Origin of the sequence: Limosilactobacillus coleohominis 101-4-CHN, from assembly GCF_000161935.1 — a bacterium.
In the GTDB taxonomy this organism is placed as follows: domain Bacteria; phylum Bacillota; class Bacilli; order Lactobacillales; family Lactobacillaceae; genus Limosilactobacillus; species Limosilactobacillus coleohominis_A.
Window position 1 is genome coordinate 108372 of record NZ_GG698806.1, and the last position, 25196, is coordinate 133567.

Genomic DNA, 25196 nt, shown 5'->3' on the forward strand with positions numbered 1-25196 from the left:
TATAGCAACGTTTATGACGGTCTTAATTAAATTTAATCCACTTATCAACAAGTGTGGATAAAACCTGTGGATAACTTTTTACACAAGAAAAATCGTTGAAATAACAACTATCAACAGCCTGTGGATAATTATGTGGATAACTTTTCCACGGTTTGTTATTAATCACCAATCTTTAGACAGATTATTCGCTTTTCATTTACATTCGATGATTTTGGTAAACTTTTATGTCAAATATTCTATCATTAACGAACTATCTCTCTTTACTTAACCGTCAAGGTTCTGTCCTTGACAGGATAAAAAAACTGGTGCTTTCTAAGCACCAGTCTTTTTCTAGAATCCCGCATCATCATTATCTTGACTTTGCTGATCCTGATCACTTTCCTGTTGAGAAGACTCTGAATCTGAACTACTGTTAGCTGAACTATCGTTTTCAGTTAACTTAACGGTAACTGTGTGGGCCTTCCCATTTCGATAATATGTGATTTTAGCTGATTGACCGACCTTATACTTATACAATGCAGTTCGTAATGAACTAACATCCGTTACTGACTTATTACCAATCTTCGTAATGACATCATATTTTTTAATACCAGCGTTTTTAGCGGCACCACCGTCCGTGATGGTCATCACAACTGCCCCTTTAGTAACGCTAGAAGGTAATTTTAAGACTGAAGATTGTTGATCTTGCGAAACGCTGCTTAGGTCAATTAACCCCACTCCCAGTGAAGGACGAGTGATTTTACCGTTCTTAACTAATTGATTGATAATCCGTACAACTTCGTTACTTGGAATGGAGAAGCCCATCCCTTCAACGTTGCTTCCGTTAGTATCAGAAGCTAACTTCATTGAATTGATTCCGATCACTTGGCCAGCCATATTGATGAGGGGACCACCAGAATTCCCTGAATTAATAGCTGCATCAGTTTGAATAACACTAGTTGCTGCAGCACCAGACTTCGCTCGAATTGTCCGATTCTTTGCAGAAATAATCCCTTTGGTAACCGTATTTGCGTATTCACTACCCATTGGGGAGCCAATCGCTAGCACATCTTGTCCTGCTTCAATGTCATTAGAATTACCAAAGGACGCAACAGTTTTCACATTTGCTGCACTAATCCGTAAAACTGCTAAGTCAGTGGTGGAATCTGTCCCAACAATCTTAGCAGAAACTTCCTTACCATTACTCATGATAACTTTGAGCGCATTTGAACCGGAGACCACATGATTGTTAGTCACAATATAGGCAGAGCCACCACTCTTTTTGTAGATGACCCCAGAACCTTCGCTAACCGTTTGCAGTTTTCCAGAGCTGCTCTGACCACTACTTTGTCCAAACAAACTATAAATACTACTTGAGCTTTGCCGATTTTGTAAATTAATTACCGACACTACTGAATCTTTAACTGACTTATAAGCCTTCGTCGATTCATTATTTAAATTCGCCTTATTCTTGGCAACGGATGTCCCACCTGCTTTATTCGAACCAGCGGGAGTCCGCATGGCAATTCGGTCACGAATACCACTAACCACATTGCCGATTCCTAATGATAATCCCCCACCAATCAAACCAGCAATTAAACCAACCACAGCAACTTTTATCCAAAATTTATTATTTTTCTGTTGCATGATACGTCCTCCTATTTAGTTTTCATTATAGAAACCAAATATGAATTATTTTTGAAATTTTTATAACATTTTTCATTATAACGTCATTAGTTTACTAGCGTGATCTTGCTCAGCATCATCTAGTTGAAAATCATGATCAACACCAAAATCACGTTGCTCTAACAACGTGGCAACCGTCAAGTGTGCTAATGATCGGGTATTATTTTCGTGACTGCGGTGGCCAATAATAACTTCTTTCGTATGACGACCAATCACGCTCGTGAGTGCTTCTGCGCCATCCTCATTAGAGAGGTGCCCTTCATCACCCAAGATTCGTTGTTTTAAGGGCCACGAGTACTTGGTTCCATTTATTAGCATTTCAGTATCATGGTTGCACTCCATCAAATAAGCATCTGCATCTCGGATCGTCCCTGCCACTCGCTCAGAAACATACCCGGTATCAGTTAAAATACAAAACGCTTTATTATCGTGATGAACCTGATAAAACTGTGGTTCTGCTGCATCATGGGAAACCGCAAAGCTTTCAACCTGAAGATCACCAAAGTCCTTAACCGATCCTGGTGCAATCAAGTGCTTTTGGTCTAAAGGAACCTTACCAATTTTATTATCCATTGCTTGCCAAGTACCGCGATTAGCATAAATATCCAGGCCATACCGACGCGCTAACACCCCCACACCATGACTATGGTCACTGTGCTCGTGCGTAACGAAAATGGCCTCAACGTCCTTCAACGAGCGGTTAATCGCTGCCATCCGGGCTTCAATTTGTTTACCACTTAATCCTGCATCAATTAAAATTCGGTGGTGGGCAGTTTCAATATATGTAGAATTACCCTTACTGCCACTGGCTAAAATACTGTAGTGTAAATTATCCGTTGTTGCCACAACTATCCCTTTCTCTACTAATTATCACCATTCATTTTAAAAAGCGTTCCACTAAAGGCATTCACCCGCAAATTTTGGGTATTATCACCAGTTTTGCTTTTCACATTCACATTCCAAATTGGAACATACACAAGCTGATTACCATTCTTCTTAATCTTATCATAGCCAAACAGGACATAGCGGATTCGCGAATTATTAGCAATCTGGTTATGCCGATAGAGCCAAGTCACTGCCTGTTGCTGTGAAACCGTCAGGGAGCGTGGTCGCAAAATCGTAAAATGATTTAAATAATTCTGCGTATATCCTGTGACTTCGTTACTATCATTAATATGTAAACGCAATTGTCCCGCATTATCTAAAATTGGCTGTCCATGAACTGTTTGGGCATAGACAACCTGACGTTTATTTGATAACTGCGCACAATAAGTATATTCCTGTCCATGAATAATCCGTTTGGAATGAACGAGCTTATCCAGTTGTTGCTGTTGGTTAACTTGATTATGAATTTTAATCGGTTTTTGAAATGTACTTGTGACTGTCCCGTTGTTCAGATGAGAACTCTGATTTTTTAACGATGTCACTCGTGAATTACTGGTCCACTGATTATTATCTTGAGCCGCAATGTAATAACCGTCTTGTCGATGATTGGAGAGCGACCCAAAACTAATCATGTCATTCTTCATTTCTTTCATCGTAATTTGTGACTGGCTTTGTTGCCGACCACTATTATGAAACTGCGTCCCCATTAATAACGAAATACAGAGTCCAATATCAAGAAGGACAAAGGCAATTATGAAAATCCACTGAATTCGTTTAAAATTCATTCCAGTCCCTCCTAATTATCGATTAAACTCTTATAATTTTCCCAACTATTCCGATAACGAATGTAATAAGTCGGTGTTAACGTTACCGTTTTAGTATTTTGATCTGTCTTCCACTGATAACCAATGCGAATTCCCGTAACTTCCTTCAACTTATTAACTGATCGGAGGCCATTAAAGACCACCGCTGATGATGGTAGAACGGTCTTTTTATTATTTACGGGCACCGGCACCTGCAAACTGTAGGTGGAAAAGTGGTAGCGTTCCGCACCATCATGATTATTCTGGATCTGGACGGTTCCATAACCATCATCATTAAAGATGGGGAATCCTTCTACGAAACTGCGGTAAGTAATTGATTCACTTTTTCCATTATAGGAATCATAGCGAAGTGAATCCAATGGAATACTCGTGCTAGCTAACTGGTTATAAATATGCCCAAAAATCTGTTGGTAGCTAAAATTGTCGGACCGCCCAACGTAATTTTCATAGTCAAGTGCACCCTTTGCTGGATCATATACCAACCGTTTACTGGTTCCTGACTGATAAACAATATGGTTATTTTCCTGTTGTGACGTGACCGTCGACTGCTTTGATGAGTTATTCATTAACGTTTGGCTTACGCTATCCGGATTAATCTTACTAATTTGATAACCAAAGTTCGGTAATTTTACCCCATGCGGGTAGGTAACCATCGGATGACCACCATAAATCTTATGGTCAACGCTAATTGATGACCCACCCCTTAAAGATTCTCTAATCGACTTAATATTAGCGTTATCAACCTTAACTCGGAAGACCCGATAGTTATTATCGCTCAACAAATAAATCCGGTTAATCCGATTGCTTTTATTTAATGGGATAACAATATGATCAACCCGACTAAGATTATTATAATTGAGATTTTGATTGAAACTATCGTTAAAGATCGTCATCGGCACACTCGATGGGTACGACAACATTACCGAATTATTTAAACGCAGATAATTAAGATAATTATTTTGCCGACCAGACTCAATTCTCGTTAACCGGTGCATTCGCCAACGTTCAATACTTTGACGAGCCGTTAACACAGGATTTTTAGCTTGCCCATAAAGGAGCTTTTGTCCTTGATCACCATTCGTTTTGATAACCTGCGTTGGTAAATAAATATCGCGCATCGATTGGGTTGCGACTTGTCTTCCTGTACTCGTTCCAGAATCACCCAAAAAACGATGATCCGACCGATATGGGTTTACCCAAACAATTCCAGAGAGAATAAGACTAATAACCACCACAATGGTTAAAATTATGGCTAACCAGTTATCTTTAATCTTCGCTAGCATTCCATTCATCTCCTTCATCGTATGGTACATATGGTAGGGAAATGTAGAAAGTTGATCCTTTGCCTTCGATACTATCAACCCAGATTTGACCACCTAATAGGTTAACCACTTCTTTTGAAATTGCTAATCCTAGTCCGGTCCCACCTTGTTTCCGCGAACGCGCCTTATCAACCCGGAAGAACCGATCGAAAATATGTCCGATGTCCTTCCGTGGAATACCAAGCCCTTGATCCGCAATACTCATAATGACATGATTCTTAGTCTCCATCAGACGAGCAGTGATTACACCACCATCAGGTGAGTATTTGACGGCATTATTCATAATGTTATCAATCACTTGGGTAAATGTATCGGTATCGATTTCAACCCAGAGATCCTTCTGAGTAATTTTTCGTTGAATCGTATACTTTTTTTGCTGTGGATCAGTTTCTTTTTTCAAAATCATATCAAAACGGTCCAGAATATAATTAAAAAGTTCGTTGATATTAACGTATTCAAGATTTAACTTTACCGTCCCGGAATCCATTCTGGATAGACTCAGTAAATCATTAATCATTCTAATCATTCGGTCGGTTTCATCTTGAACCACCTTTAAAAATTGGGGAGCAATCTCTGCATCCTTCCAAGCACCATCACTCAATGCTTCGACGTAACTTTTAACACTCGTTAATGGCGTCCGTAATTCATGCGAAACGTTCGAAACAAATTGTTTACGTTCCTGATCTTCCTTCTGTTGACTAGTAACATCATGCAGAACACAGACAAACCCACTGACAAATCCAGACTCACGCTGCACAACTGAAAAGTAAGCAGAAAGAATCATGCCGCTGGTATCACTATTATCTATCAGAATCTGTTGAACATCATCATCAACCAATTCACGCATTGTGTAATCTTTTCTGATTCCCAGAATGTCCAACAACGATTTACCAATGACGTTATCATCATCATTGACATCCAACAGTTGTTGAGCAGTTTCATTAATAATTGTAATATTTCCCCGACGATCAGTTGCCAGAACACCATCTGACATGTGAGAAAGTACGCTATTCAACCGCCGTTGCTCCGCTTCGGAAACTTCTTGACTTTCTTCCACCCGCACCGACAAGTTATTAATTGCACCAGCCAGTTGGCCCAATTCATCATTACCCATTACCGCAACTCGACCAGAATAGTCACCACGGGCAATTCGAAGGGTTTGCTTACGCATTTCCTCAATTGGTCGGGTTATTTCCCGGGAAATAATAATCGTAATTCCCAAACCAATAATAATTGTTACCAAAGCAGCAAACACATAGATCAAGGAAATATTATTGATCGTTGAGTAAACGCCCTCTAAGCTAGCCCGCATATAAACGGCTCCAACAACATTATTGGCATTATTATTGCTTAATAGCGGGACAACATTTACGTAATAACGATTATGGTTATCATTATCATAAACATTTTTATTGTGCGAACGGTTAGTAGCTAAAACATTTTTTACCGTACTATCCGTTGTTCGCTGGCCAACCATATTGCGGTTACTTGGATTACTACTTCCACGAATTATTCCCTTATTATCAATAACCCGAATTTCAGAAATGTTGTTATTATTTACTTCTGTCAGGATTTCACGAATTTGACGATTAGCCTTTTTCGTATTTTTTCGTCCAAGTTGTGTTGCTAATGAGTTATCAATATATGATGGCAGTTCTATTTGCTGGCGGAAATTAGAAAGATTCTGCCGTTCCAATTGACGCACAAAAACCGCCCCAACAATTTCCAGCGTCAACATTGACATCAACGCAAATACTAGGGCGATTTTAAAATGAATAGATTGATAAAATTTTAGTTTGCTATTCACAACTTATTTACTCCTACTCTTGATTAGGATTTGCTAAGTAGTAGCCAACCCCACGCCGAGTTACTAGCCATTGCGGGTGGCTTGGATTATCTTCAATTTTTTCACGTAGACGACGAACCGTCACATCAACTGTCCGAACATCACCAAAATAGTCATATCCCCAAACCGTTTGTAAGAGTTGTTCACGCTTGATCACTTGCCCAATATGTTGGGCTAAGTAATGCAGCAATTCAAATTCACGATGAGTTAAATTAATATTGTCTCCGCGTTTAGTGACAGTATATGCATCGGGGTGAATAGTTAAAGCACCAATTTTAATATCATTATTTTCTGTTTCAGCATTGGGTGTGTTTGCAGCATCTTGACGCCGTAAATTAGCCTTAACTCGCGCTACCAATTCACGGTTGGAAAATGGTTTAGTAACATAGTCATCTGCCCCTAATTCAAGGCCTAAGACTTTATCAAGTTCTGAATCCTTGGCAGTAACCATAATAATTGGTGTATTATGCTTAGCCCGCACCCGTTTGGCTACTTCGAGGCCATCAATTTTCGGCAACATCAGGTCAAGAATGATCAAATCAGGCTGGTCACTTTCGACCTTTTCCAGGCCTTCTTCACCGTCAAAAGCGGTTACGACTTCGTAGCCCTCTTTCTCTAAGTTGAATTTGATGATGTCTGAAATTGGTTTTTCATCATCAACTACCAAAACTTTATTGGCCATGTGAATTCCTCCAATTGATAATGGAACTAATTAAGTCACCGTTAGCAGTGCCTTTTATTCCTAATTCATCCGTTTTAATTACTTTCATATTATACCACTTCTCGGTTAATTTAAAAAAATATCAAAAAAGCCTTGTCAAAATTTCTAATAACTGATATTATACTTAATGTTCTGATATTTATGGGCAGTTAGCTCAGCTGGCAGAGCAACGGACTCTTAATCCGTGGGTCCAGGGTTCGATCCCCTGACTGCCCATCAGAGGTTTACAGAGATTGAAGTTTTTCTTCAATCTCTTTTTTTATTGCCACAACTTATTTAGCTTTTCATTCTAAATTTTCTCTTGCAAAATCAAACAAGAATTGATATCATTATTTGTGTTGTCAATATGACATGGGCAGTTAGCTCAGCTGGCAGAGCAACGGACTCTTAATCCGTGGGTCCAGGGTTCGATCCCCTGACTGCCCATATTAAAAAAGGACGATCACGAAAGAAGTGATCGTCCTTTTTGTTTTTCAATTATTCCCTGGGAAATAATTAATATTCAGTAACTAGTTTTTTCGTTTGCTCTAAGATGATGCTTGCCACTACAACAACCAAAATCAATGCTCCAGCACAGGCAATAAACAATGGTCGATACGATAATCCTTCAATTATCATTCCACCAATCGCCGGACCGACCGCTTTACCAAAAGAAATTAGTGCATTTAGTAAGCCTTGATAGCGTCCCTTTTCGTCTGTTGGTGATAACTGATCAACTACGGCAGGTACCGTTGGGAAAACCGTAATTTCCCCCCAGGGTGAGAACAACCATTCCAAGCACAAACCACCAATACTGCTTAGCAAACACTAATACAACAAACGACATCATAATGCCACAAATTCCCACGTAAATCTTTAAATAATCGTTCTTGACGTATTGATTAACAATATTCATCAGCGGCTGTAAAAGGACCACCATCAACCCATTAATCGTCCAGAGAAGACTGTATAAGGTCATTGAGATCCCGTGATTAGTAACATATACTGACATATTACTGGACCACTGAGAATAAGCAATCCAAATAATCACCATAGCAATAAACATTGTCCAGATCGTAATAAGATTTGGTACCGGTAATTTAGTTGTTTTATCTCTAACAATTTCCTTTTCGTCAACGGCAGCTGTTCGTTGACGACTAACCTGAACTCGATAAAACTTCGCAACAATCAGAATAAAGAATAAATATAAGAGCCCTGTCAAAAGGAATAATGGGCCAACATGATTACGTGCAAACTGATAAAGGGGACCGACGACACTGGTTGCAAAAACCATTCCGAGGTTATTAGAGAAATAGATCATGTTAAATACAAACCGGCCATCATGTCCTTTTACCATGGTTCCATATGAATTATGCAGAGTAACTAGCCAACCATTAAAGAAGCCAACCAAGGTTAACATCACGGGATAAATTGGCCAATTACTTTTCCAAACCAGAACAAACATCGTGATGACTGCCCCAATCAATCCTTCGATCATCAAAGTACGTGGATTATACCGATCAAAGAGGATTCCGGCAATATAACTGCCAACCACATTTGCTCCTGAATAACAAAGAATGACCAATCCGGCAATGGTTAACGATTGATGCAACTGATCATGAATATATACGGTTGTTAATGGCCAAACAAAGCTATTCCCGAAGTTAACTAAAAATACTCCGATCAGCAGCCAATGGAGTTTTATCCCCTTATTCATCGTCTGTCTCTCTCCTTTTAACTAAAGAGGCTGGGATAAACCCAGCCTTTCCTTATTGATCATCATGTTGATAATCAATTGAAGCAAATTTGTTGTATGTTTTATTAAACAATAATTTAACGGTTCCTCGCGGACCACTCCGGTTTTTATCAATAATGACTTCAACTTCACTTAGACTTGGGACATCCGCTTCCTGTTGGTTGGCCTGCTGATTATTCCCTTGATCATCATTACCCTCTTCACGTTGATAATAATCATCACGGTACAAAAAACTAACAATATCTGCATCTTGTTCAATGGACCCTGATTCACGAATATCAGACAATACCGGACGTTTATCCTGTCGTTGCTCCACTCCACGGGAAAGTTGGGAAAGTGCAATCACTGGGCATTGAAGTTCCTTTGCCAGCTTTTTCAGTTGTCGAGAAATTTCAGAAACCTCTTGTTGCCGGTTTTCCGAGTTTCCTCCTTCAATCAATTGAAGGTAGTCAATTACAATTAGGCCTAGATTACCAGTTCGTTTAGCTAATCGTCGACACTTGGCCCGAATCTCCGGTACCCGGATTCCTGGTGTATCATCAATATAAATATCAGCAGCGTCCAGGGTACTTGCTGCTACCCATAAACTACGCCATTCATCTTGGGTTAACTCACCCGTCCGTAAGTGATTAGCATTGATACTGCCTTCAGCACACAGCATCCGATTCACTAACGATTCAGCACCCATTTCTAGACTAAAAATAGCCACAGAAGTGTTATTTTTAATGGCCACATTTTGGGCAATGTTTAACGCAAAGGCAGTCTTCCCCATCGCCGGTCGTGCTGCTAAAATCACAAGCTCGTCAGGGTGGAGTCCGGTCGTCATCTTATCAAGTTGCGGATAACCTGTTGCAATCCCAGTAACATCCGATTCTTGGCGAGATAATTCAAAAATCTTATTAACTGATGAATTTAATAGGTCACCAATCTTTTGCAGATCAGTATTATTATTACTTTCTGCCACTCCTAAAATTGAGCGTTCCGCATCATCAAGTAAATCAGTGAGGTCCTCTGTATCATCATAGGTCTTGCTGACAATTTTAGTAGCTGTATCAATTAGCCGACGGGAAGTTGCCTTTTCTTTGACAATCTTAGCATAGTAAACCACATCAGCTGCCGTGGGCACTGCACCGGCAAGTTTAGCCAAATATTCTACGCCACCAACATTTTCGGTTTGATTTTCCCGATCCAATTCATTCTTCAATGAAACAACATCAATCGGCACATCACGATCATTTAGTTTGATCATTGTTGAAAATAAAATCTGGTGAGCCCGCGTATAGAAATCTTCTGGTTGGACATACTCCATAGCTTCAACAATCGCATCTTTAGCCAAGAAGGCCGCCCCCAGAACTGCTTGTTCTGCTTCTAGATTCCGCGGTGGTGTTCGATTAATTTCTGGCGCGTTATCCATGGATTGCCCTCCTTTTTATGGAATATGTTAATTTTTATTTTTCAGCAATATGAACACGCATCTTAGCTTCAACATCATGGTGTAACTTTACCTTAACCGTTACATAACCCAAAGCCTTAATTGGCGCTGCTAATTCTAGCTTTCGTTTGTCTAACTTAATATTGTATTGATCTTGAAGCGCCTTAGCAATTTGTTTGCTTGAAATTGAACCAAACATCCGACCATCAGTGCCGGCCTTGCCCTTCATTTCAAGAACCATATCATCGCTTTCTAAGGTTTGCTTTAATTTCTTTGCCTCAGCTAATTCTTCAGCTTCTTGCTTTTCCTTAGAACGTTCTTGGCCTTGAACCTCACTTAATGCCGCCTTCGTGGCTAACTTAGCCTTACCACGAGGAATTAAAAAGTTTTGGGCATAGCCGTCTGGTACATTCTTCACTTCACCGCGCTTACCGCGTCCTTTAACATCTTCAATAAAAATAACTTTCATTCTAAATCACTCCTCAGCTGTTTCTGGATCATCACTTGAATTAATGATTTCCATTAGTTGTTGCTTTACATCGGCAATTGGCTGATCCTTGATTTGGGTCGCAGCGTTTGCTAAATGACCACCGCCACCCATTTTTTCCATAATTAGCTGAACATTGTAATCACCCATTGACCGAGCAGAAATTCCAACTACATCGCTAGAACGTCTCGTGATGACAAATGATGCATCGACCCCTTCAACCTGAAGCAGCATATCTGCGGCTTGGGCAGCCGTTACGGGATCATATAACTTATCATCTGCACCAACGCACAATGCTATTTTATCATTTAAAAATTCAGTGTTGGAGATTAAATGATTACGTTCCATAAAATCGTCCACATTTTCTTTCATAAAGTACTGGATCATTAACCCATCAGCACCTGCTGACCGGAGATAACTAGCAGCATCAAACGTTCTCGTCCCGGCATTTTGGGTAAAGTTTTTGGTATCCACTTCAATCCCTGTCAACATTGCCGTAGCTTCAAGCTTATTTAAGGCTTTCCCCTCTCGTGGTTGGTATTCAAACATTTCTGTAATTAGTTCACAGGTCGAGGAAGCATATGGTTCAATATATACCAACAATGGATTTTCTGGGAATTCTTCTCCCCGCCGGTGGTGGTCAAAAATAACCGTCCGATCTTCCAATCGCGAATAAAGTTTCGGCGCCATTGACAGACTAACCTTCGAATGATCAACCATTACTAACAAACTCTTATCCGTAGCCTTATCTAAGGCTTGTTCAGGCGTTACCACACAGTCCTCAATGCTTTGATAGTCCTTGAATTGAAAAATCAGCCGCGCAATATCAGAGTGCAGACGTTCTTGATCAAGAACAATCCAACATTTTTGACCATTCATTTCAGCAATTCGCCGAATTCCTAGACAAGCCCCCATTGAGTCCATATCAGGATTATTATGCCCAACAACAAAGATCTGATCAGCTTGGTTCATTAATTCTTGGAATGCATGACTAATTACCCGTGCTCGAACTCTGGTCCGTTTTTCCATTGGATTAGTTTTTCCACCGAAGAAACGAGCCTGTTCATCTTCTGCCCGGACAACTACTTGATCACCACCACGACCAAGTGCTAAGTCCAAATTTCGTTGAGCGGTATCTGCTAACTTAATAAAGTCAGTTTGACCATACGAAATCCCGACACTCAGCGTAACTGGTGAATTCATTTTAGAGGTATTTTCTCGAATCGTATCCAGGATTTTAAACTTCCGTTCCTCAAGCTTATGCAGATCGATTTCGTGTCCCATCAGAAGATAATTATCGTCATCGATGACTTTCAGCAATAAGTTAAACTTATCCGCCCACTTACTTAATTCAGAGGTAACGTAATTATGTAGGTTGGAAACATCTGAATCACTCATTCCCTGCGTTAGTTCAACATAGTTATCTAAATAAATATTCCCAAGGAAGAGCCGTTCATTTAAATACCGCTTATTGATTCGTTCATACTTCGTAATATCCATCAAATAGAGGTTGTTAAACCGCTTTTGGTAAAAGAATTCGAATTGATGATCATTCCAACTAACGATCGTTGGAGCATGATCATCCTGATGTTGGTCAACAATTTCCGCTAATTCTGGGATACTGTTTTCCAGTTTTTCTCCGACAACAATTTGATTGCCAAAATACTTCACCATGTATGGATTGGCCCAACGAACAACTCCCCGTTCATTCATAATGATAATGCCAAGGGGCATTTCAAGAAGGGCTTCCTGCTGGCTATTTTGGACTTCATAAGTTAAATCGCTAAGGTACTGCTCAGTTTCTCCGGCAAGATGTTGGAGTTGCGTGAGACTCAATATTAAGCCAATAATTCCTAATAATAATAGGATTATTCCCGCAACCCAGTTATAGAGAAAGGCCATCACAATCGCAATCGTCGTCGTAGCAAGTAAAAAGAGTGTATTTAGTCGCAACCGACGATTTTTAAACACTTTTGCAATTGTATTTTGTCCAAACCAAAATCGCATCTCCCTCACCTCCCAGTAGAATAGTTTAACATTCTTATCTTATCACAAACACTTTAGTAATTTTGGGTAAAAAAATAGGATATGAGTTAAACTCATACCCCATTTGCAGATTAATCTTCCGCAACAAATGGCAAAAGACCCATAATCCGCGCACGCTTAATTGCAATCGTCAAACGACGTTGGTTCTTAGCGCTTGTTCCAGTAACCCGGCGTGGTAAAATCTTACCACGTTCAGAGATGAACCGGCGTAATAAATCAGTGTCTTTGTAGTCAATGTATTCAATGTGGTTTGCGGCGATAAAGTCAACCTTACGGCGACGACGGCCACCACGACGTTGTTGTGCCATGAAATTTCCCTCCCCGTTAATTATTTAGAACGGTACATCATCGATTGATGGTTGATCACCAGCATCGTTATCTGATGAACTGTTGTTGTCTTTATTTGTGCTCATTGCACTATTATCATCAATATTGATGCCATTACCGTTAGATGAATCATTTGAATCATCGTTATTAAACGGCAGTGTACTCAAATCAACCTGATTATCTTGATTAAAGACTGGTTGATTATTTGCGGCTGGTTGAGCAGGGTTATTATTGCTAAAATTACCACCGTTATTATTAAATGCATTATTTTGGCTAAAGTTTTGGTTGTTGTTAAAACCGCCATTATTACCTTGGTTGTAGCCACCCTGGTTGTTAGAACCCTGATTGCTTGACCGTGGTTCCAATAATGCAAAGTTTTCAACGGTTACTTCAGTTACGTAAACACGTTGACCTTGATTGTTTTCGTAATTCCGCGTTGATAGTCGTCCATCAATGCCGACTAACGAACCCTTATGAGTGAAATTAGCGAAGTTTTCAGCAGACTTTCGCCAAATGACACAGTTAATAAAGTCAGCATCCCGATCACCATTCTGATTTCTGAACTGACGATCGACAGCAACTGAAAAACTGCAGACTGCTGTTCCGCTACCGGTATACCGCAATTCCGGATCTCTTGTTAACCGTCCAGTCAATACTACACGATTTAACATCGGACATCACTCCTCTCAAAATATTTCGTTAAGACTAACCGCGCTTAACGATCATGTGACGTAAAATGTCGTCGCTGAACTTAGATAAACGATCAAATTCGTTTAATGGTTGGTCGTTATCCGTCGTTACGTTAATAACGTGGTAAGTACCTTCTGTGTACTTATCAATTGGGTACGCGAAACGACGAGTTGACCAATCCTTTGAGTCAACAACAGTTGCACCATTGTCTGAAAGAACCTTGTCAAAGCGTTCTACTAAAGCACTCTTTGCTGATTCATCAATATCAGGACGAATGATGTAAGTAATTTCATATTTGCGTGTTTCCATGAATGTTACACCTCCTTATGGACTCTGGCCCCTTCTCCTCATGAGAAAGAACAAGGAGAGTAGACGTTCTCTAACGTATACTCACAGACTAGAATAATAGCATAATTACTCCTAAATAACAAGGATTAAGCAAAAAGATCTGAAATTGCGGTCTATTATTTAAAGACGTAATTTCAGATCTTTTGTATTATTTAATTTTCAGTTTCTGATGTGGACTGAGCATCTTCAGTACTCAAATCTGGTTGTTCATCATCCGCTGCTTCTTCCTTAGCAACCCGGGTCATTGTTGCTACTTTTGAACCATCGGTCAACTTAATTAGGTGAACCCCAATTGTGGCCCGCCCGGTTTCAGAGACGGTTTCAACACCAAACCTAATAATGACCCCTTCCGTTGTCACTAGCATGATGTCTTCATCACCATCAACCGTTGTTAATCCAGCTAACGGACCATTCTTTTCAGTAACATTAACGGTCTTAATTCCTTTACCGCCACGTCCCTTAATTGGGTATTCAGCAGCCGGCGTTTGTTTACCAAACCCTTTTTCACTGATGACAAGCACCCGACTATCTGGATTCAATTGACCAGCACCGATTACAAAGTCACCCTCACGAAGGCGAACACCACGAACTCCGGCAGCAGCACGCCCCATCGAACGGACTGCACTCGCACTGAAACTAACTGCGTACCCTTCATGCGTCCCAATAATCATATTTTGATCATGGTCAATGATTTCCACCGCAATTAATTCATCGCCATCATGCAGGTTAATTGCCTTCAGTCCGTTGCTCCGAATATTCTTAAACTCTTCAACTGCCGTTCGCTTAACAACCCCTTGTTTAGTTACAAAGAAGAGATCACGGTCTGCGTCTTCTTCCGCTGTATTAGAAACATTAATCACAGCGTTAATCTTTTCTTTAGCATCAATTCCGAGCAGATTAATAATCGGAATTCCTTGTGCCGACCGTCCGTATTCAGGAATTTCATACCCTTTCATCGAGAAGACCTTACCTGAATTAGTAAAGAACAGCAGCATATCATGAGTTGAACTTGAAATTAAGTGCTCAATGAAGTCGTCACTGTGTACGCCCATTCCTTTAACTCCACGACCTCCACGATTTTGTGATTTAAATTCATCCACGGGAAGCCGTTTAATGTAACCGTTATGGGTTAAGGTGACCACAATATCCTGTTGTTCAATTAAATCTTCATCTTCAAGGTTCGTAATATCCCCAACCTGAAGTTCGGTTCGCCGGGCATCACCAAATCGCCGTTGAATTTCTTTCAATTCATCATAGATAATTTGTTGAATCCGTTCACGATGAGCAAGGATATCCTTATAATCAGCAATTGCTTCCATTAATTTCTTATATTCGGCTTCAATCTTTTCCCGTTCCAGACCGGTTAACCGAACTAGTCGCATATCAAGAATTGCTTGGGCTTGACGATCTGACAATCCGTACTTGCTCATCAATTCGCTCTTGGCCACCTCACTAGTTTGTGATTGACGAATGATCTTAATGATTTCGTCAATATGGTCAAGGGCAATCCGCAACCCTTCGACAATGTGGGCCCGACTTTCCGCCTTTTTAAGTTCGAATTCTGTCCGCCGCCGGACCACTTCTTCTTGGTGTTCAAGGTAGTAGGTCAAGATTTCTTTCAAACTTAAAATCTTTGGTGCACCCTTGACGATTGCCAACATATTGAAATTGAAGGTCGTTTGCATCATCGTCATCTTGTATAGATTATTCAAAATGACTTCTGCACTAGCATCCCGTCGAACATCAATTACAATCCGCATTCCTTCACGGTCAGTTTCATCATTGACATCGGTAATACCATCAATTTCTTTTTCACGTGCCAATTCAGCAATCCGTTCAATCAACTTTGCCTTGTTAACCATGTACGGAATTTCGTGAACAATTATTTGTTGTCGTCCTGTCTTAGTTTCTTCAATATCAACTTTTGCGCGAACGATAATGGTTCCCTTACCGGTTTCATAAGCCTTCCGAATTCCTGATTTACCAAGTACCACCCCACCAGTTGGGAAATCTGGTCCTGGCAACACCTTCATCAGATCTTCAGTCGTTGCATCAGGGTTATCCATCAATACATGAATTGCACTAATTACTTCACCAAGATTATGCGTTGGGATATTAGTCGCCATCCCAACGGCAATTCCTGAAGCACCGTTTACCAACAAGTTTGGAAAACGGGCAGGCAAAACTGTAGGTTCCTTTTCAGTTCCATCATAGTTATCTTGGAAATCAACCGTATCCTTGTTAATATCACGCAACATTTCAACGGCGATTTTACTCATCCGCGCTTCGGTATACCGCATTGCGGCCGCACCATCTCCATCGACGGAACCAAAGTTACCGTGACCATCAACTAACATATAGCGGTAACTAAAGTCCTGCGCCATCCGGACTAAACCTTCATAAATTGAAGAATCACCATGGGGGTGGAACTTCCCCATAACGTCCCCGACAATTCTGGCAGACTTCTTATAAGGCTTATCAGGAGTAACTCCTAATTCATTCATTCCGTATAAAATCCGTCTTTGAACTGGCTTTAAACCATCACGAACGTCTGGTAACGCCCGTGAAACGATGACACTCATCGCATAATCCAAAAACGAGTTCCGCATTTGACTGGTCAGTTTGACATCTGTAATGCGGTTTGACATTTCTTCTTCAGCCACTCGTCTTGTTCCTCCTCAAATTAAAGGTCTAAGTTCTTAACAAATGTTGCATTCTTTTCGATAAAATCACGCCGTGGTCCGACCTTGGTTCCCATCAGCATTGGGAAAATTTCATCTGCTGCCGCAGCGTCATCCAGATCAACCCGTAACAAGTGCCGATTTTCGGGATCCATTGTAGTTTCCCACAATTGTTCCGCGTCCATTTCACCAAGCCCCTTGTAACGTTGGATAACTGGTTTGGGACTCGGTTGGAGTGAATTGACAACTTGCTCTAATTCTTCATCCGTTTCAATGTATTTAACGAATTTTCCTTGCCGAACTTGATACAACGGTGGCTGAGCAATGTAGACATAGCCTTTCTCAATCATCGGCCGCATAAACCGATAAAAGAGGGTTAATAATAACGTCCGAATGTGCGCACCATCGACATCAGCATCCGTCATGATAATAAGCTTATGGTAATTAGCCTTCGAAACGTCAAAGTCTTCCCCAAATCCAGTCCCAAGTGCGGTGAATAATGACCGAATTTCATCATTAGCAAGAACCCGATTCAGGCTGGCCTTTTCAACGTTTAAAATTTTACCCCGAATTGGCAAGATTGCTTGAGTTAACCGGGAACGTCCCTGCTTAGCAGACCCACCAGCAGAGTCCCCTTCGACGATAAATAATTCTGAAATGCTTGGATCTTTACTGGTATTATCAGCGAGCTTTCCAGGAAGGTTACTAATTTCTAGTCCGCTCTTCTTACGAGTAACTTCACGCGCTCGTTTAGCAGCTACCCGTGCCTTGGATGCTAACATCCCTTTTTCGACAATCTTCTTCGCCGTATCCGGATGCTCCATCATAAACCGGTTCATTGTTTCACTAAAAATGTGATCAGTCGCCGTTCGTGCATCGGAGTTACTTAACTTAGTCTTCGTCTGGCCTTCAAACTGTGGATTTGGGTGCTTAATTGATACAACAGCAGTCAGCCCTTCACGAACGTCGTCACCAGACAACGTACTGTTGTTTCCCTTCAGTTGGCCACTCTTTCGTCCATAATCATTAATTACCCGTGTCAAAGCAGTCTTAAATCCAGTTTCGTGGCTCCCACCTTCATAGGTGTGAATATTGTTAGTAAACGTTAATAGATTACAACGGTATCCACTGGTGTATTGCAAGGAAACTTCCACCGTAATGCCATTGTATTCACCTTCAACATAAATTGGCGGATCGAAAATCAATTCGTGACCTCGATTCAAGAATTCAACGTAATGACGAATTCCACCTTCGTAATGAAATTCTTGACGGTTATCTTCATCATTTCGCTTATCTTCAATCGTGATCTTTAGTCCCTTGTTCAAAAAGGCAAGTTCACGAATTCGATCAGTTAACGTCTTAATGTTATAGACCGTCGTTTCACGGAAAATGTCTGGATCTGGTTTAAAGTGAACAATTGTCCCATGCTGGGTCTCTGGAAGTCCCTCTTTAATCACCTTCATTGGCGTCTTAACATGGCCACCTTGAAAGTCCATGTAATACTCTTTACCTTGCCGAGCAACTCGAACATCCAACTCCGTAGAAAGGGCATTAACAACGGAAGCACCAACCCCGTGCAATCCACCGGAAACTTTATAACCACCGTTGCCAAACTTTCCCCCAGCGTGGAGGACCGTGAAGACTGTTTCAAGAGCAGGCTTACCAGTTTCTTTTTGAATATCAACTGGAATTCCCCGACCATTATCAGTAACGGTAATACTGTTATCTGGTTCAACAACAACGTTAATTTCATCTGTGAACCCAGCTAACGCTTCATCGATCCCATTATCAACAATTTCCCATACTAAGTGGTGTAATCCTTGAGCAGTAGTCGAACCAATGTACATCCCAGGCCGCTTACGAACTGCTTCTAATCCCTTTAAAACTTGGATTTGGCTAGCATCATACTTACTTCCGAGCTCAGCTTTCTTTTCAGCCTTTTCTTCCTGTAGTTCGCGTTCTTTATCGCTCACGTTGTTTCCTCCTTCGTCAATGTCCCGCCAACAATTTTAAAAATTGTTGGCTGCTTGATTAGTTGCCGTGCAACTCCACTCAAACTAGTAGTTGTTAAAAACGTCTGAACCTTATCTTGAATTGCCGTTAATAAATGCGTCTGACGATCATCATCTAATTCTGAAAGGACATCATCCAATAACAGCAATGGATATTCACCTGTTTGCTCCTTCATCAAATCGATTTCCGCTAGTTTAACTGCCAAGGCAGTCGTTCGTTGTTGCCCTTGCGATCCAAAATGCTGAACATTTTGACCATTCACGATGAAGTGAATATCATCCCGCTGTGGCCCCGCTAACGTTGTTCCAAGGGCAATCTCACGTTCTAGGTTATCATCAAAAAGTTTTCTTAACTGCGTTTCAAGATTCTCTCTTGTCGTTTGCTCATCAATTGTGAGTTGAGTTACATACTTGAGCCGTAGTTGCTCCTTTTGCAAAGAAATATGTTCATGCAGTCGCTGAGCCCACTTTTCTAATTGCTTCAGTAATCTGAATCGAGCCAAAACAATCGCCGCACCGTCCTGTGCTAATTGGTCGGAAATGACCCCGAGCAAGACCCGGTCTGTCTGCTCACCAGAACGTAATTGTTTTAGGTACTGATTGCGTTGCTGAAGCAATGAATGGTAATGGCTAACGTTGTACAAATAAGCACTACTCATCTGGCCAAATTCCATATTCATAAATTGCCGACGGACTTGGGGTACTCCCTTAACCAGGGCTAAATCCTCCGGTGCAAAGAGAACAACATTTAAATTACCAACATATGCTGATAGCCGGCTTTGATATAAATGATTAACTTTAACCCGCTTACCGCCCTGAGCAAGCTGAATTTCCAACGGAACCCGTTCAACCTGTTTTTGAACCTTACCAGACAAAAAAGCCTGCTTATGCTTCCATTGGATCAGTTCCCGGTCCTTAGAAGTGCGGTGGCTTTTCGTTAATGCTAAAACATGAATTGCTTCCAGGAGATTCGTTTTTCCTTGGGCATTCTCACCAATCAAAATATTAATCCCGGGTGAAAATACCACTTTTAACTCATCATAATTGCGAAAATGTTTTAAATGCATTTCCTGCAGAATCATCAAACATCACTGCTTACTTTCAATTTTGACAGATTCGATGCCAATAATTTCAACTTGATCGTTTGGATAGAGTTTCTTACCTCGTCGGTCATCGAGATCACCATTAATTTTGACCTGATGTTCTTTCAAAAACCACTTAGCGGCTCCACCAGTTGGAATAATCCCTTCTTCTTTGAGAAGTTGACCAAGGGTAATAAAGTCACGATCAATTTGGAAAACTTTACTATTACTCACCTTATTCACCTGCTTTACTAATAGTTTATTATAGTCTTTTATCACTCCAAAAACAAACTTAAACATCTTCTCAGGCGATTTTAGCGAATTTAGTATCCACGAATGTTTTTAATCAAAATTGGCCTAAATTCGTTGAGAATCGCTTTATTTATCTTTGAGCCTTTTGGTCAATAAAAAAAGAACGTACAAAGAGGTCATTAATGACTCCTTTGCACGCTCTCTCTTTAGCAATCACGACTAAAACGTTCGAACTGGTGTAATTAATTGAACAAAATTTTCCTGATCTTCGGTTGGGACTAGCGTAAATGGTCGTAATGGTGAAGTGAATGACAACAAGACGCTGGCTTGACCAAATGACTTCAAAGCGTCACTCATATAGTCAGGATTGAATGAAATTTCTAACTTATTCCCAGTTAGTTTTTCAAAGCTAACGTCTTCCTCAACGTTACCAACATCTGCAGAATCACCACTGATCTTGGCAGTATTTGTATCAGGATCTAATGACAGCTTAACAACATTGTTGTGTCCTTGGTGGGATAGCAGTGAGGCCCGATCAATTGCTGCCAAGAAATTTCCTGCTTCCAATTCAATCGTTGTATCAGCAGTATCTGGAATTAACCGACTCGTTTCTGGGTACATTCCTTCCAGTAACCGTGAGTAAAACAAGGCGTTATCGAATTGGAATAAAACTTGATTTTCAGCAATTTGAATTTGAATATCACCTTTGACATCAGCGATCATTCGCGCTAATTCAGTCATACTATTACCAGGAATGACAACATCATAACTCTGACCATTAGTTGGAACAGTAACTTTCCGTTGTGCCAATCGGTGACTATCGGTGGCAACTGCCACTAATTGATCATCAGCAAGCCGCATATGAATCCCAGTTAAGATTGGACGACTTTCTTGTTTAGAAACAGCGATTCGTGTTTGTTCAACGACATCTCGAAGTAAATCAGCAACAGCTGTAATCGTTGATGCACTTTGAATTTCCGGTAAGTGTGGATAGTTATTAGCATCCTGACCGTTGATTTGAAATTCTGCAGTTCCCGAAGAAATCTTAGCCTGAAATCCATCATGAACTTCAATTGTTACATCTTGATCAGGCAATTTCTTGATGATTTCACTGAAGAATCTTGCAGGTAACACAATGGCGCCTGGTTCTTCAATGGTCAAAGCGGTTTTACCATTTTCAGCTGAAAGAGTTGTTTGGATCGTAATGTCTGCATTGCTTCCTGTTAAGATAACTTGTTGATCTTCAACAACAATTTTAACTCCTGTTAAAATCGGAATCGTTGTTTTTGAAGAAATTGCCCGTAAAACATTATTTAATTGGTTAGCAAAAACAGAACGATTAATTGTAAATTTCATATTGAGCTGCTCCTTAATATATATATTTAATTAATATTATAACTAGTAGTAGTAATAGGGCTTGTGGAAATTGTGGAAAAATAATAAGAATAGATGGTACTCTTGACTTTTCCACATGTGGATAACTTGTTGAAAACTATGGGATAACTTTAAAATTATCCACAACTATTAAGGACGTAAATCTTTCTTTAATGAATTAATTTCTTTTTGTAAATTGGAATCTGAAGTCATTTGTTTTTCAATTTTATCGATTGCATGCAGGACGGTTGTATGGTCTTTTCCACCAAATTCCTTACCAATTCGTGGTAAAGAGTTATCTGTTAATTCCCGTGATAGATACATTGCAATTTGACGTGGGATCACAATATTTTTGACACGTTTTTTACCAGTAATATCACTTTGGTTGATGTTAAAGTGAGCAGCCACCTTTTTTTGAATTAAATCAATTGAGAGAGTTGCTGGAGCATCGTTGCCAATTCCTTGTAGTGCTTCTCGTGCGACCGCTTCGTTGATTGAAGTTTTATGTAAATCAGCAAAAACCCGTACGCGCATGAGAGCACCTTCAAGTTCCCGTACATTCGTATTAATTTTGGAAGCAATAAAATTGAAAACTTCATTTGGAATACCTTGAAGGTTTTCTTCTTCGGCTTTGCGGTTTAGAATTGCAATTCGTGTCTCTAAGTCCGGTGCAGTAATTTCAACGGTTAATCCCCAAACGAATCGTGAAACCAGTCGATCAGTCAAATTAGGGATTTCCTTCGGATTTTGATCAGCAGTTAAAACGATTTGTTTGTTGTTGTCATGAAGACTATTAAAGGTATTAAAAAATTCTAATTGCGTCCCATTTTTTTCACTGAAGAATTGTACATCGTCCACCAGGAGTGCATCTAAATCCCGGTATTCCTGCCTAAACTGCTCTTGTGTACCCGTTTTAATAGAATTAATGTAATCGTTCATGAAATTTTCACTCGTCACGTATTTAATCTTTGCATCGGGATTATGAACGAGCATGTTATTGGCGATGGCTTGCATTAAGTGTGTTTTACCAAGACCGACGTCCCCATAGATAAGGAGGGGATTGTATAAACCACCTGGTTGCTCGGAAGCGGCAAATGCGGATGCGTACGCAAACTGATTGGTACGTCCTTCAACAAAATTATCGAATGTATATTCAGGATTGAGTGGTGTTTGGGTTTTATAAGTTGGTTGATCTGGTGCGGGATCCGCTTTTTTCATTAGATCCTTAGTAAGAACATAAATTGGTTCAATTTCTTCACCAGTTTTTTCGTGCAAAATATGCTTTAGTTGAATATTTAAACTCTTCTTCCACCAATCAAGATGATAGTCGGTTGGTAAGACAACCGTTAATTGATGATTTTGAAGAGAGTATGCTTTTGCCGGAGCAACGACGTTTTCGTAAGTCGGTGGAGTGATCGACTGCTTAAACTCGTTTTGGACCGTTTCCCAGAGAGAATCGAGCTCAGTCAAAATAATTCCTCCTCAGAATAAAATAATGTGGATAAATAAAAACCAAGAGTAATTTTATCATTAGTTTTTCTAGTTTTCCACAGGCAGTAAAAAATTTGATCCACAAATTACACAACGCTGTGTGGAAAATACTCACAGGGGTGTGGAAATGTGGAAATATCCACAGAAAATAAAAGATATCCACAACTTTTTGTGGATATCAACAGGGCTAAAAGGTGAAAGAATAGTAATTAACAGGATTTTCCACAAGGCTGTGGATAACTTTGTTGACAACCCTGTGAGTTGGTTATTTTTAGTTAAAAACCCTGTGAATTGGTTCAAGAATCTGATCGTCAAAAAATAACGCTGTGGATTATTTACTTCTTCTTGTGGAAAACTAAAAAGTTTTTTCGGCGAAATCGCCCTTTATTGCAGAAAAAAAGTATGATATACTTTGACAGTATGTTTGAAGAGTTTGTCCATTTTGGACGTTAAACCGAACAATTTATTACAATGCCGAGGAGGTGCAAAAGCTTATGAAGCGCACATTTCAACCAAAGAAGCGTCACCGTGCTCGTGTTCACGGCTTCCGCGCTCGGATGAGCACTAGTAACGGTCGCAAGGTATTGGCCCGTCGTCGTCAAAAGGGTCGTAAAGTATTATCTGCATAAAAAAGTCCGTCAAGGCGGCTTTTTTCTCAGTAGGGAGCAGGGCCATACACTTTGCTGCAATTTTAATATTGTGGTGTTGTTATGTTCCTTCTCCCTTTTTTAGTTACTGAGGAGATTAATAATGAGAAAATCATTTCGAGTAAAAAAAGAGAACGAATTTCAACGGGTCTTTGAAACCCATAATTCCGTTGCTAATCATAAGTTTGTGATTTATCAAATGGAAAAGCCTGGTCAACCACATTTTCGAGTGGGGATCTCTGTTGGTAAGAAAATTGGGAATGCTGTTCATCGCAATTGGCTAAAGCGGCGTATTCGACAAACGTTGTTAGAAGTTAAACCACAATTAAAGTCTGAGGTTGATTTCTTAGTGATTGCTCGCCCTGCTGCTGATGGGATGACCATGGCAGAAACCAAGAAAAATTTGGTACATGCTTTAAAGCGTGCCAACCTATTAATTGAGGATTAAAAAATGAAAAAACGTTCAAAAAAACTTGTGAGTTTATTAGGAATTTTAAGTTTAACGCTATTTTTAGCGGCTTGTTCTAATAAACCAATTACTAGTCATAGTACGGGAATTTGGGATCATTACATTATCTATAACTGTTCCCGATTTATTATCTGGCTCTCTAATCACTTTGGTGGTTATGGGATGGGGATTATTATCTTCACCATCATCATTCGGATTATTATTTTACCGTTGATGTATTATCAGACAAAGTCGATGATGCGGATGCAAGAATTAGCGCCTGAATTGAAGAAATTACAAAAGAAGTATTCTTCACGGGATCGCGAAACGATGCAGAAACTACAAGTAGAACAACAAAAGCTTTATAAAGAAGCTGGAGTTAATCCATTTGCATCTATGCTGCCATTAATTGTCCAACTGCCAGTTATGTGGGCTTTATACCAAGCAATTTGGCGAACAAGTACATTACGTCATGGGACATTTTTATGGCTACAACTAGGACGGCCTGATCCATACTATGTTCTCCCAATCTTAGCGGCGTTGTTTACATTTATTAGTTCTTGGTTATCAATGGCATCAATGCCAGAAAAGAACTCAATGTCAACTGCAATGACATGGTTTATGCCAATTATGATCTTCTTTATGGCGTTAGGTTTTTCATCTGCTATCACTCTTTACTGGGTGGTAACGAATGCCTTTCAAGTTGTCCAAACGTTGCTGTTGCAAAATCCATTCAAAATTAGACGTGAACGGGAAGCAAAGCAACGGGCAGAACGCCAACGGAAAAATAAGATTGCCCATGCTAAACGAAATGCAATGAAGAGTAAACGAAAGTAAAGCAAATGCCACTAGCCTGGCAACCACTAGTTGGTTCCGGCTGG

The 25196-nt window shown here is 40.2% G+C and carries 23 protein-coding genes and 2 tRNA genes; 5 read left to right on the plus strand and 20 right to left on the minus strand.

Going from position 1 to position 25196, the window contains the following annotated elements:
• Positions 1–330 precede the first annotated feature (330 nt).
• The 6 genes from HMPREF0501_RS07830 to yycF all read right to left on the minus strand — a co-directional run bounded on the left by HMPREF0501_RS07830 (position 331) and on the right by yycF (position 7224).
• Positions 331–1626, minus strand: a complete 1296-nt coding sequence (locus HMPREF0501_RS07830) for a S1C family serine protease (RefSeq protein WP_006917467.1) — start codon at positions 1624–1626, stop codon at positions 331–333.
• 75 nt (positions 1627–1701) lie between these two features.
• Positions 1702–2511, minus strand: a complete 810-nt coding sequence (locus tag HMPREF0501_RS07835) for an MBL fold metallo-hydrolase (RefSeq protein ID WP_006917468.1) — start codon at positions 2509–2511, stop codon at positions 1702–1704.
• A gap of 17 nt (positions 2512–2528) precedes the next feature.
• Entirely contained in the window at positions 2529–3335 is an 807-nt protein-coding gene (locus HMPREF0501_RS07840) for a two-component system regulatory protein YycI (protein WP_006917469.1), read from the minus strand.
• Positions 3336–3346: 11 nt separating this feature from the next.
• Positions 3347–4657: a two-component system activity regulator YycH gene (gene yycH / locus HMPREF0501_RS07845; protein ID WP_006917470.1), complete on the minus strand. Its 1311-nt coding sequence runs from the start codon at positions 4655–4657 to the stop codon at positions 3347–3349.
• Positions 4641–6503, minus strand: a complete 1863-nt coding sequence (gene walK, locus HMPREF0501_RS07850) for a cell wall metabolism sensor histidine kinase WalK (RefSeq protein WP_006917472.1) — start codon at positions 6501–6503, stop codon at positions 4641–4643. Before walK ends, yycH begins: the two co-directional genes overlap by 17 nt.
• Positions 6504–6516: 13 nt before the next feature.
• Positions 6517–7224, minus strand: a complete 708-nt coding sequence (gene yycF / locus HMPREF0501_RS07855) for a response regulator YycF (protein WP_006917473.1) — start codon at positions 7222–7224, stop codon at positions 6517–6519.
• Between the two features lie 182 nt (positions 7225–7406).
• Between yycF and HMPREF0501_RS07860 the strand changes: the two genes are divergently transcribed.
• Together HMPREF0501_RS07860 and HMPREF0501_RS07865 are read left to right on the plus strand one after the other, a co-directional pair.
• Positions 7407–7479 (plus strand) — tRNA-Lys (locus HMPREF0501_RS07860).
• Positions 7480–7616: 137 nt separating this feature from the next.
• A tRNA-Lys gene (locus HMPREF0501_RS07865) sits at positions 7617–7689 on the plus strand.
• A 69-nt stretch (positions 7690–7758) separates the two neighbouring features.
• Here the strand turns inward: HMPREF0501_RS07865 and HMPREF0501_RS09330 are convergent.
• From HMPREF0501_RS09330 to dnaA, 14 genes are all read right to left on the minus strand, one after another.
• Positions 7759–8040, minus strand: a complete 282-nt coding sequence (locus HMPREF0501_RS09330) for an MFS transporter (RefSeq protein ID WP_318175627.1) — start codon at positions 8038–8040, stop codon at positions 7759–7761.
• Positions 7976–8959 (minus strand): MFS transporter, encoded by a 984-nt coding sequence (locus HMPREF0501_RS07870; RefSeq protein WP_006917476.1) that lies wholly within the window; start codon positions 8957–8959, stop codon positions 7976–7978. Before HMPREF0501_RS07870 ends, HMPREF0501_RS09330 begins: the two co-directional genes overlap by 65 nt.
• 52 nt (positions 8960–9011) lie before the next feature.
• Positions 9012–10412: a replicative DNA helicase gene (gene dnaB / locus HMPREF0501_RS07875; RefSeq protein ID WP_006917477.1), complete on the minus strand. Its 1401-nt coding sequence runs from the start codon at positions 10410–10412 to the stop codon at positions 9012–9014.
• Between the two features lie 34 nt (positions 10413–10446).
• A complete protein-coding gene (gene rplI, locus HMPREF0501_RS07880; RefSeq protein ID WP_006917478.1) occupies positions 10447–10899 on the minus strand; it encodes a 50S ribosomal protein L9 in 453 nt (150 codons plus the stop codon).
• Positions 10900–10905: 6 nt separating this feature from the next.
• On the minus strand, positions 10906–12924 hold the full coding sequence (locus HMPREF0501_RS07885; RefSeq protein ID WP_040456211.1) for a DHH family phosphoesterase: 2019 nt from the start codon (positions 12922–12924) through the stop codon (positions 10906–10908).
• Positions 12925–13034: 110 nt separating this feature from the next.
• Entirely contained in the window at positions 13035–13271 is a 237-nt protein-coding gene (gene rpsR / locus HMPREF0501_RS07890; RefSeq protein ID WP_003682305.1) for a 30S ribosomal protein S18, read from the minus strand.
• Positions 13272–13295: 24 nt separating this feature from the next.
• Positions 13296–13961, minus strand: coding sequence for a single-stranded DNA-binding protein (gene ssb, locus HMPREF0501_RS07895; protein ID WP_006917480.1), 666 nt, complete (start codon positions 13959–13961; stop codon positions 13296–13298).
• Positions 13962–13995: 34 nt separating this feature from the next.
• A complete protein-coding gene (rpsF, locus tag HMPREF0501_RS07900; protein ID WP_006917481.1) occupies positions 13996–14289 on the minus strand; it encodes a 30S ribosomal protein S6 in 294 nt (97 codons plus the stop codon).
• A gap of 191 nt (positions 14290–14480) precedes the next feature.
• A complete protein-coding gene (gene gyrA / locus HMPREF0501_RS07905) occupies positions 14481–16991 on the minus strand; it encodes a DNA gyrase subunit A (protein ID WP_006917482.1) in 2511 nt (836 codons plus the stop codon).
• 20 nt (positions 16992–17011) lie between these two features.
• Entirely contained in the window at positions 17012–18982 is a 1971-nt protein-coding gene (gene gyrB, locus HMPREF0501_RS07910) for a DNA topoisomerase (ATP-hydrolyzing) subunit B (RefSeq protein WP_006917483.1), read from the minus strand.
• Positions 18979–20103, minus strand: coding sequence for a DNA replication/repair protein RecF (gene recF, locus HMPREF0501_RS07915; protein WP_006917484.1), 1125 nt, complete (start codon positions 20101–20103; stop codon positions 18979–18981). The genes gyrB and recF overlap by 4 nt, the downstream gene beginning before the upstream one ends.
• Positions 20104–20109: 6 nt before the next feature.
• On the minus strand, positions 20110–20337 hold the full coding sequence (gene yaaA, locus HMPREF0501_RS07920) for a S4 domain-containing protein YaaA (RefSeq protein ID WP_006917485.1): 228 nt from the start codon (positions 20335–20337) through the stop codon (positions 20110–20112).
• A gap of 237 nt (positions 20338–20574) precedes the next feature.
• Positions 20575–21711, minus strand: coding sequence for a DNA polymerase III subunit beta (gene dnaN, locus HMPREF0501_RS07925; RefSeq protein ID WP_006917486.1), 1137 nt, complete (start codon positions 21709–21711; stop codon positions 20575–20577).
• 168 nt (positions 21712–21879) lie between these two features.
• Positions 21880–23199 (minus strand): chromosomal replication initiator protein DnaA, encoded by a 1320-nt coding sequence (gene dnaA / locus HMPREF0501_RS07930; RefSeq protein ID WP_006917487.1) that lies wholly within the window; start codon positions 23197–23199, stop codon positions 21880–21882.
• A gap of 515 nt (positions 23200–23714) precedes the next feature.
• On the opposite strand from dnaA, the gene rpmH reads away from it, so the two are divergent.
• The 3 genes from rpmH (at position 23715) to yidC (ending at position 25152) form a co-directional block, all read left to right on the plus strand.
• On the plus strand, positions 23715–23849 hold the full coding sequence (rpmH, locus tag HMPREF0501_RS07940; protein ID WP_006917488.1) for a 50S ribosomal protein L34: 135 nt from the start codon (positions 23715–23717) through the stop codon (positions 23847–23849).
• A 121-nt stretch (positions 23850–23970) separates the two neighbouring features.
• Positions 23971–24315, plus strand: coding sequence for a ribonuclease P protein component (gene rnpA / locus HMPREF0501_RS07945; RefSeq protein ID WP_040456218.1), 345 nt, complete (start codon positions 23971–23973; stop codon positions 24313–24315).
• A gap of 3 nt (positions 24316–24318) precedes the next feature.
• Positions 24319–25152 (plus strand): membrane protein insertase YidC, encoded by an 834-nt coding sequence (gene yidC / locus HMPREF0501_RS07950; protein ID WP_006917490.1) that lies wholly within the window; start codon positions 24319–24321, stop codon positions 25150–25152.
• Positions 25153–25196: the final 44 nt, after the last annotated feature.

Bases quoted from the DNA above. Each gene is read 5' to 3' on its own strand.
- rnpA (WP_040456218.1), top strand. From the start codon at position 23,971: ATGAGAAAATCATTTCGAGTAAAAAAAGAGAACGAATTTCAACGGGTC.
- ssb (WP_006917480.1), bottom strand. From the start codon at position 13,961: ATGTTAAATCGTGTAGTATTGACTGGACGGTTAACAAGAGATCCGGAA.
- yidC (WP_006917490.1), top strand. From the start codon at position 24,319: ATGAAAAAACGTTCAAAAAAACTTGTGAGTTTATTAGGAATTTTAAGT.
- HMPREF0501_RS07870 (WP_006917476.1), bottom strand. From the start codon at position 8,959: ATGAATAAGGGGATAAAACTCCATTGGCTGCTGATCGGAGTATTTTTA.
- yycH (WP_006917470.1), bottom strand. From the start codon at position 4,657: ATGCTAGCGAAGATTAAAGATAACTGGTTAGCCATAATTTTAACCATT.
- recF (WP_006917484.1), bottom strand. From the start codon at position 20,103: ATGATTCTGCAGGAAATGCATTTAAAACATTTTCGCAATTATGATGAG.
- rpmH (WP_006917488.1), top strand. From the start codon at position 23,715: ATGAAGCGCACATTTCAACCAAAGAAGCGTCACCGTGCTCGTGTTCAC.
- dnaB (WP_006917477.1), bottom strand. From the start codon at position 10,412: ATGGATAACGCGCCAGAAATTAATCGAACACCACCGCGGAATCTAGAA.
- dnaN (WP_006917486.1), bottom strand. From the start codon at position 21,711: ATGAAATTTACAATTAATCGTTCTGTTTTTGCTAACCAATTAAATAAT.
- rpsF (WP_006917481.1), bottom strand. From the start codon at position 14,289: ATGGAAACACGCAAATATGAAATTACTTACATCATTCGTCCTGATATT.
- rplI (WP_006917478.1), bottom strand. From the start codon at position 10,899: ATGAAAGTTATTTTTATTGAAGATGTTAAAGGACGCGGTAAGCGCGGT.
- yycF (WP_006917473.1), bottom strand. From the start codon at position 7,224: ATGGCCAATAAAGTTTTGGTAGTTGATGATGAAAAACCAATTTCAGAC.
- HMPREF0501_RS07885 (WP_040456211.1), bottom strand. From the start codon at position 12,924: ATGCGATTTTGGTTTGGACAAAATACAATTGCAAAAGTGTTTAAAAAT.
- HMPREF0501_RS07840 (WP_006917469.1), bottom strand. From the start codon at position 3,335: ATGAATTTTAAACGAATTCAGTGGATTTTCATAATTGCCTTTGTCCTT.
- HMPREF0501_RS07830 (WP_006917467.1), bottom strand. From the start codon at position 1,626: ATGCAACAGAAAAATAATAAATTTTGGATAAAAGTTGCTGTGGTTGGT.
- rpsR (WP_003682305.1), bottom strand. From the start codon at position 13,271: ATGGCACAACAACGTCGTGGTGGCCGTCGTCGCCGTAAGGTTGACTTT.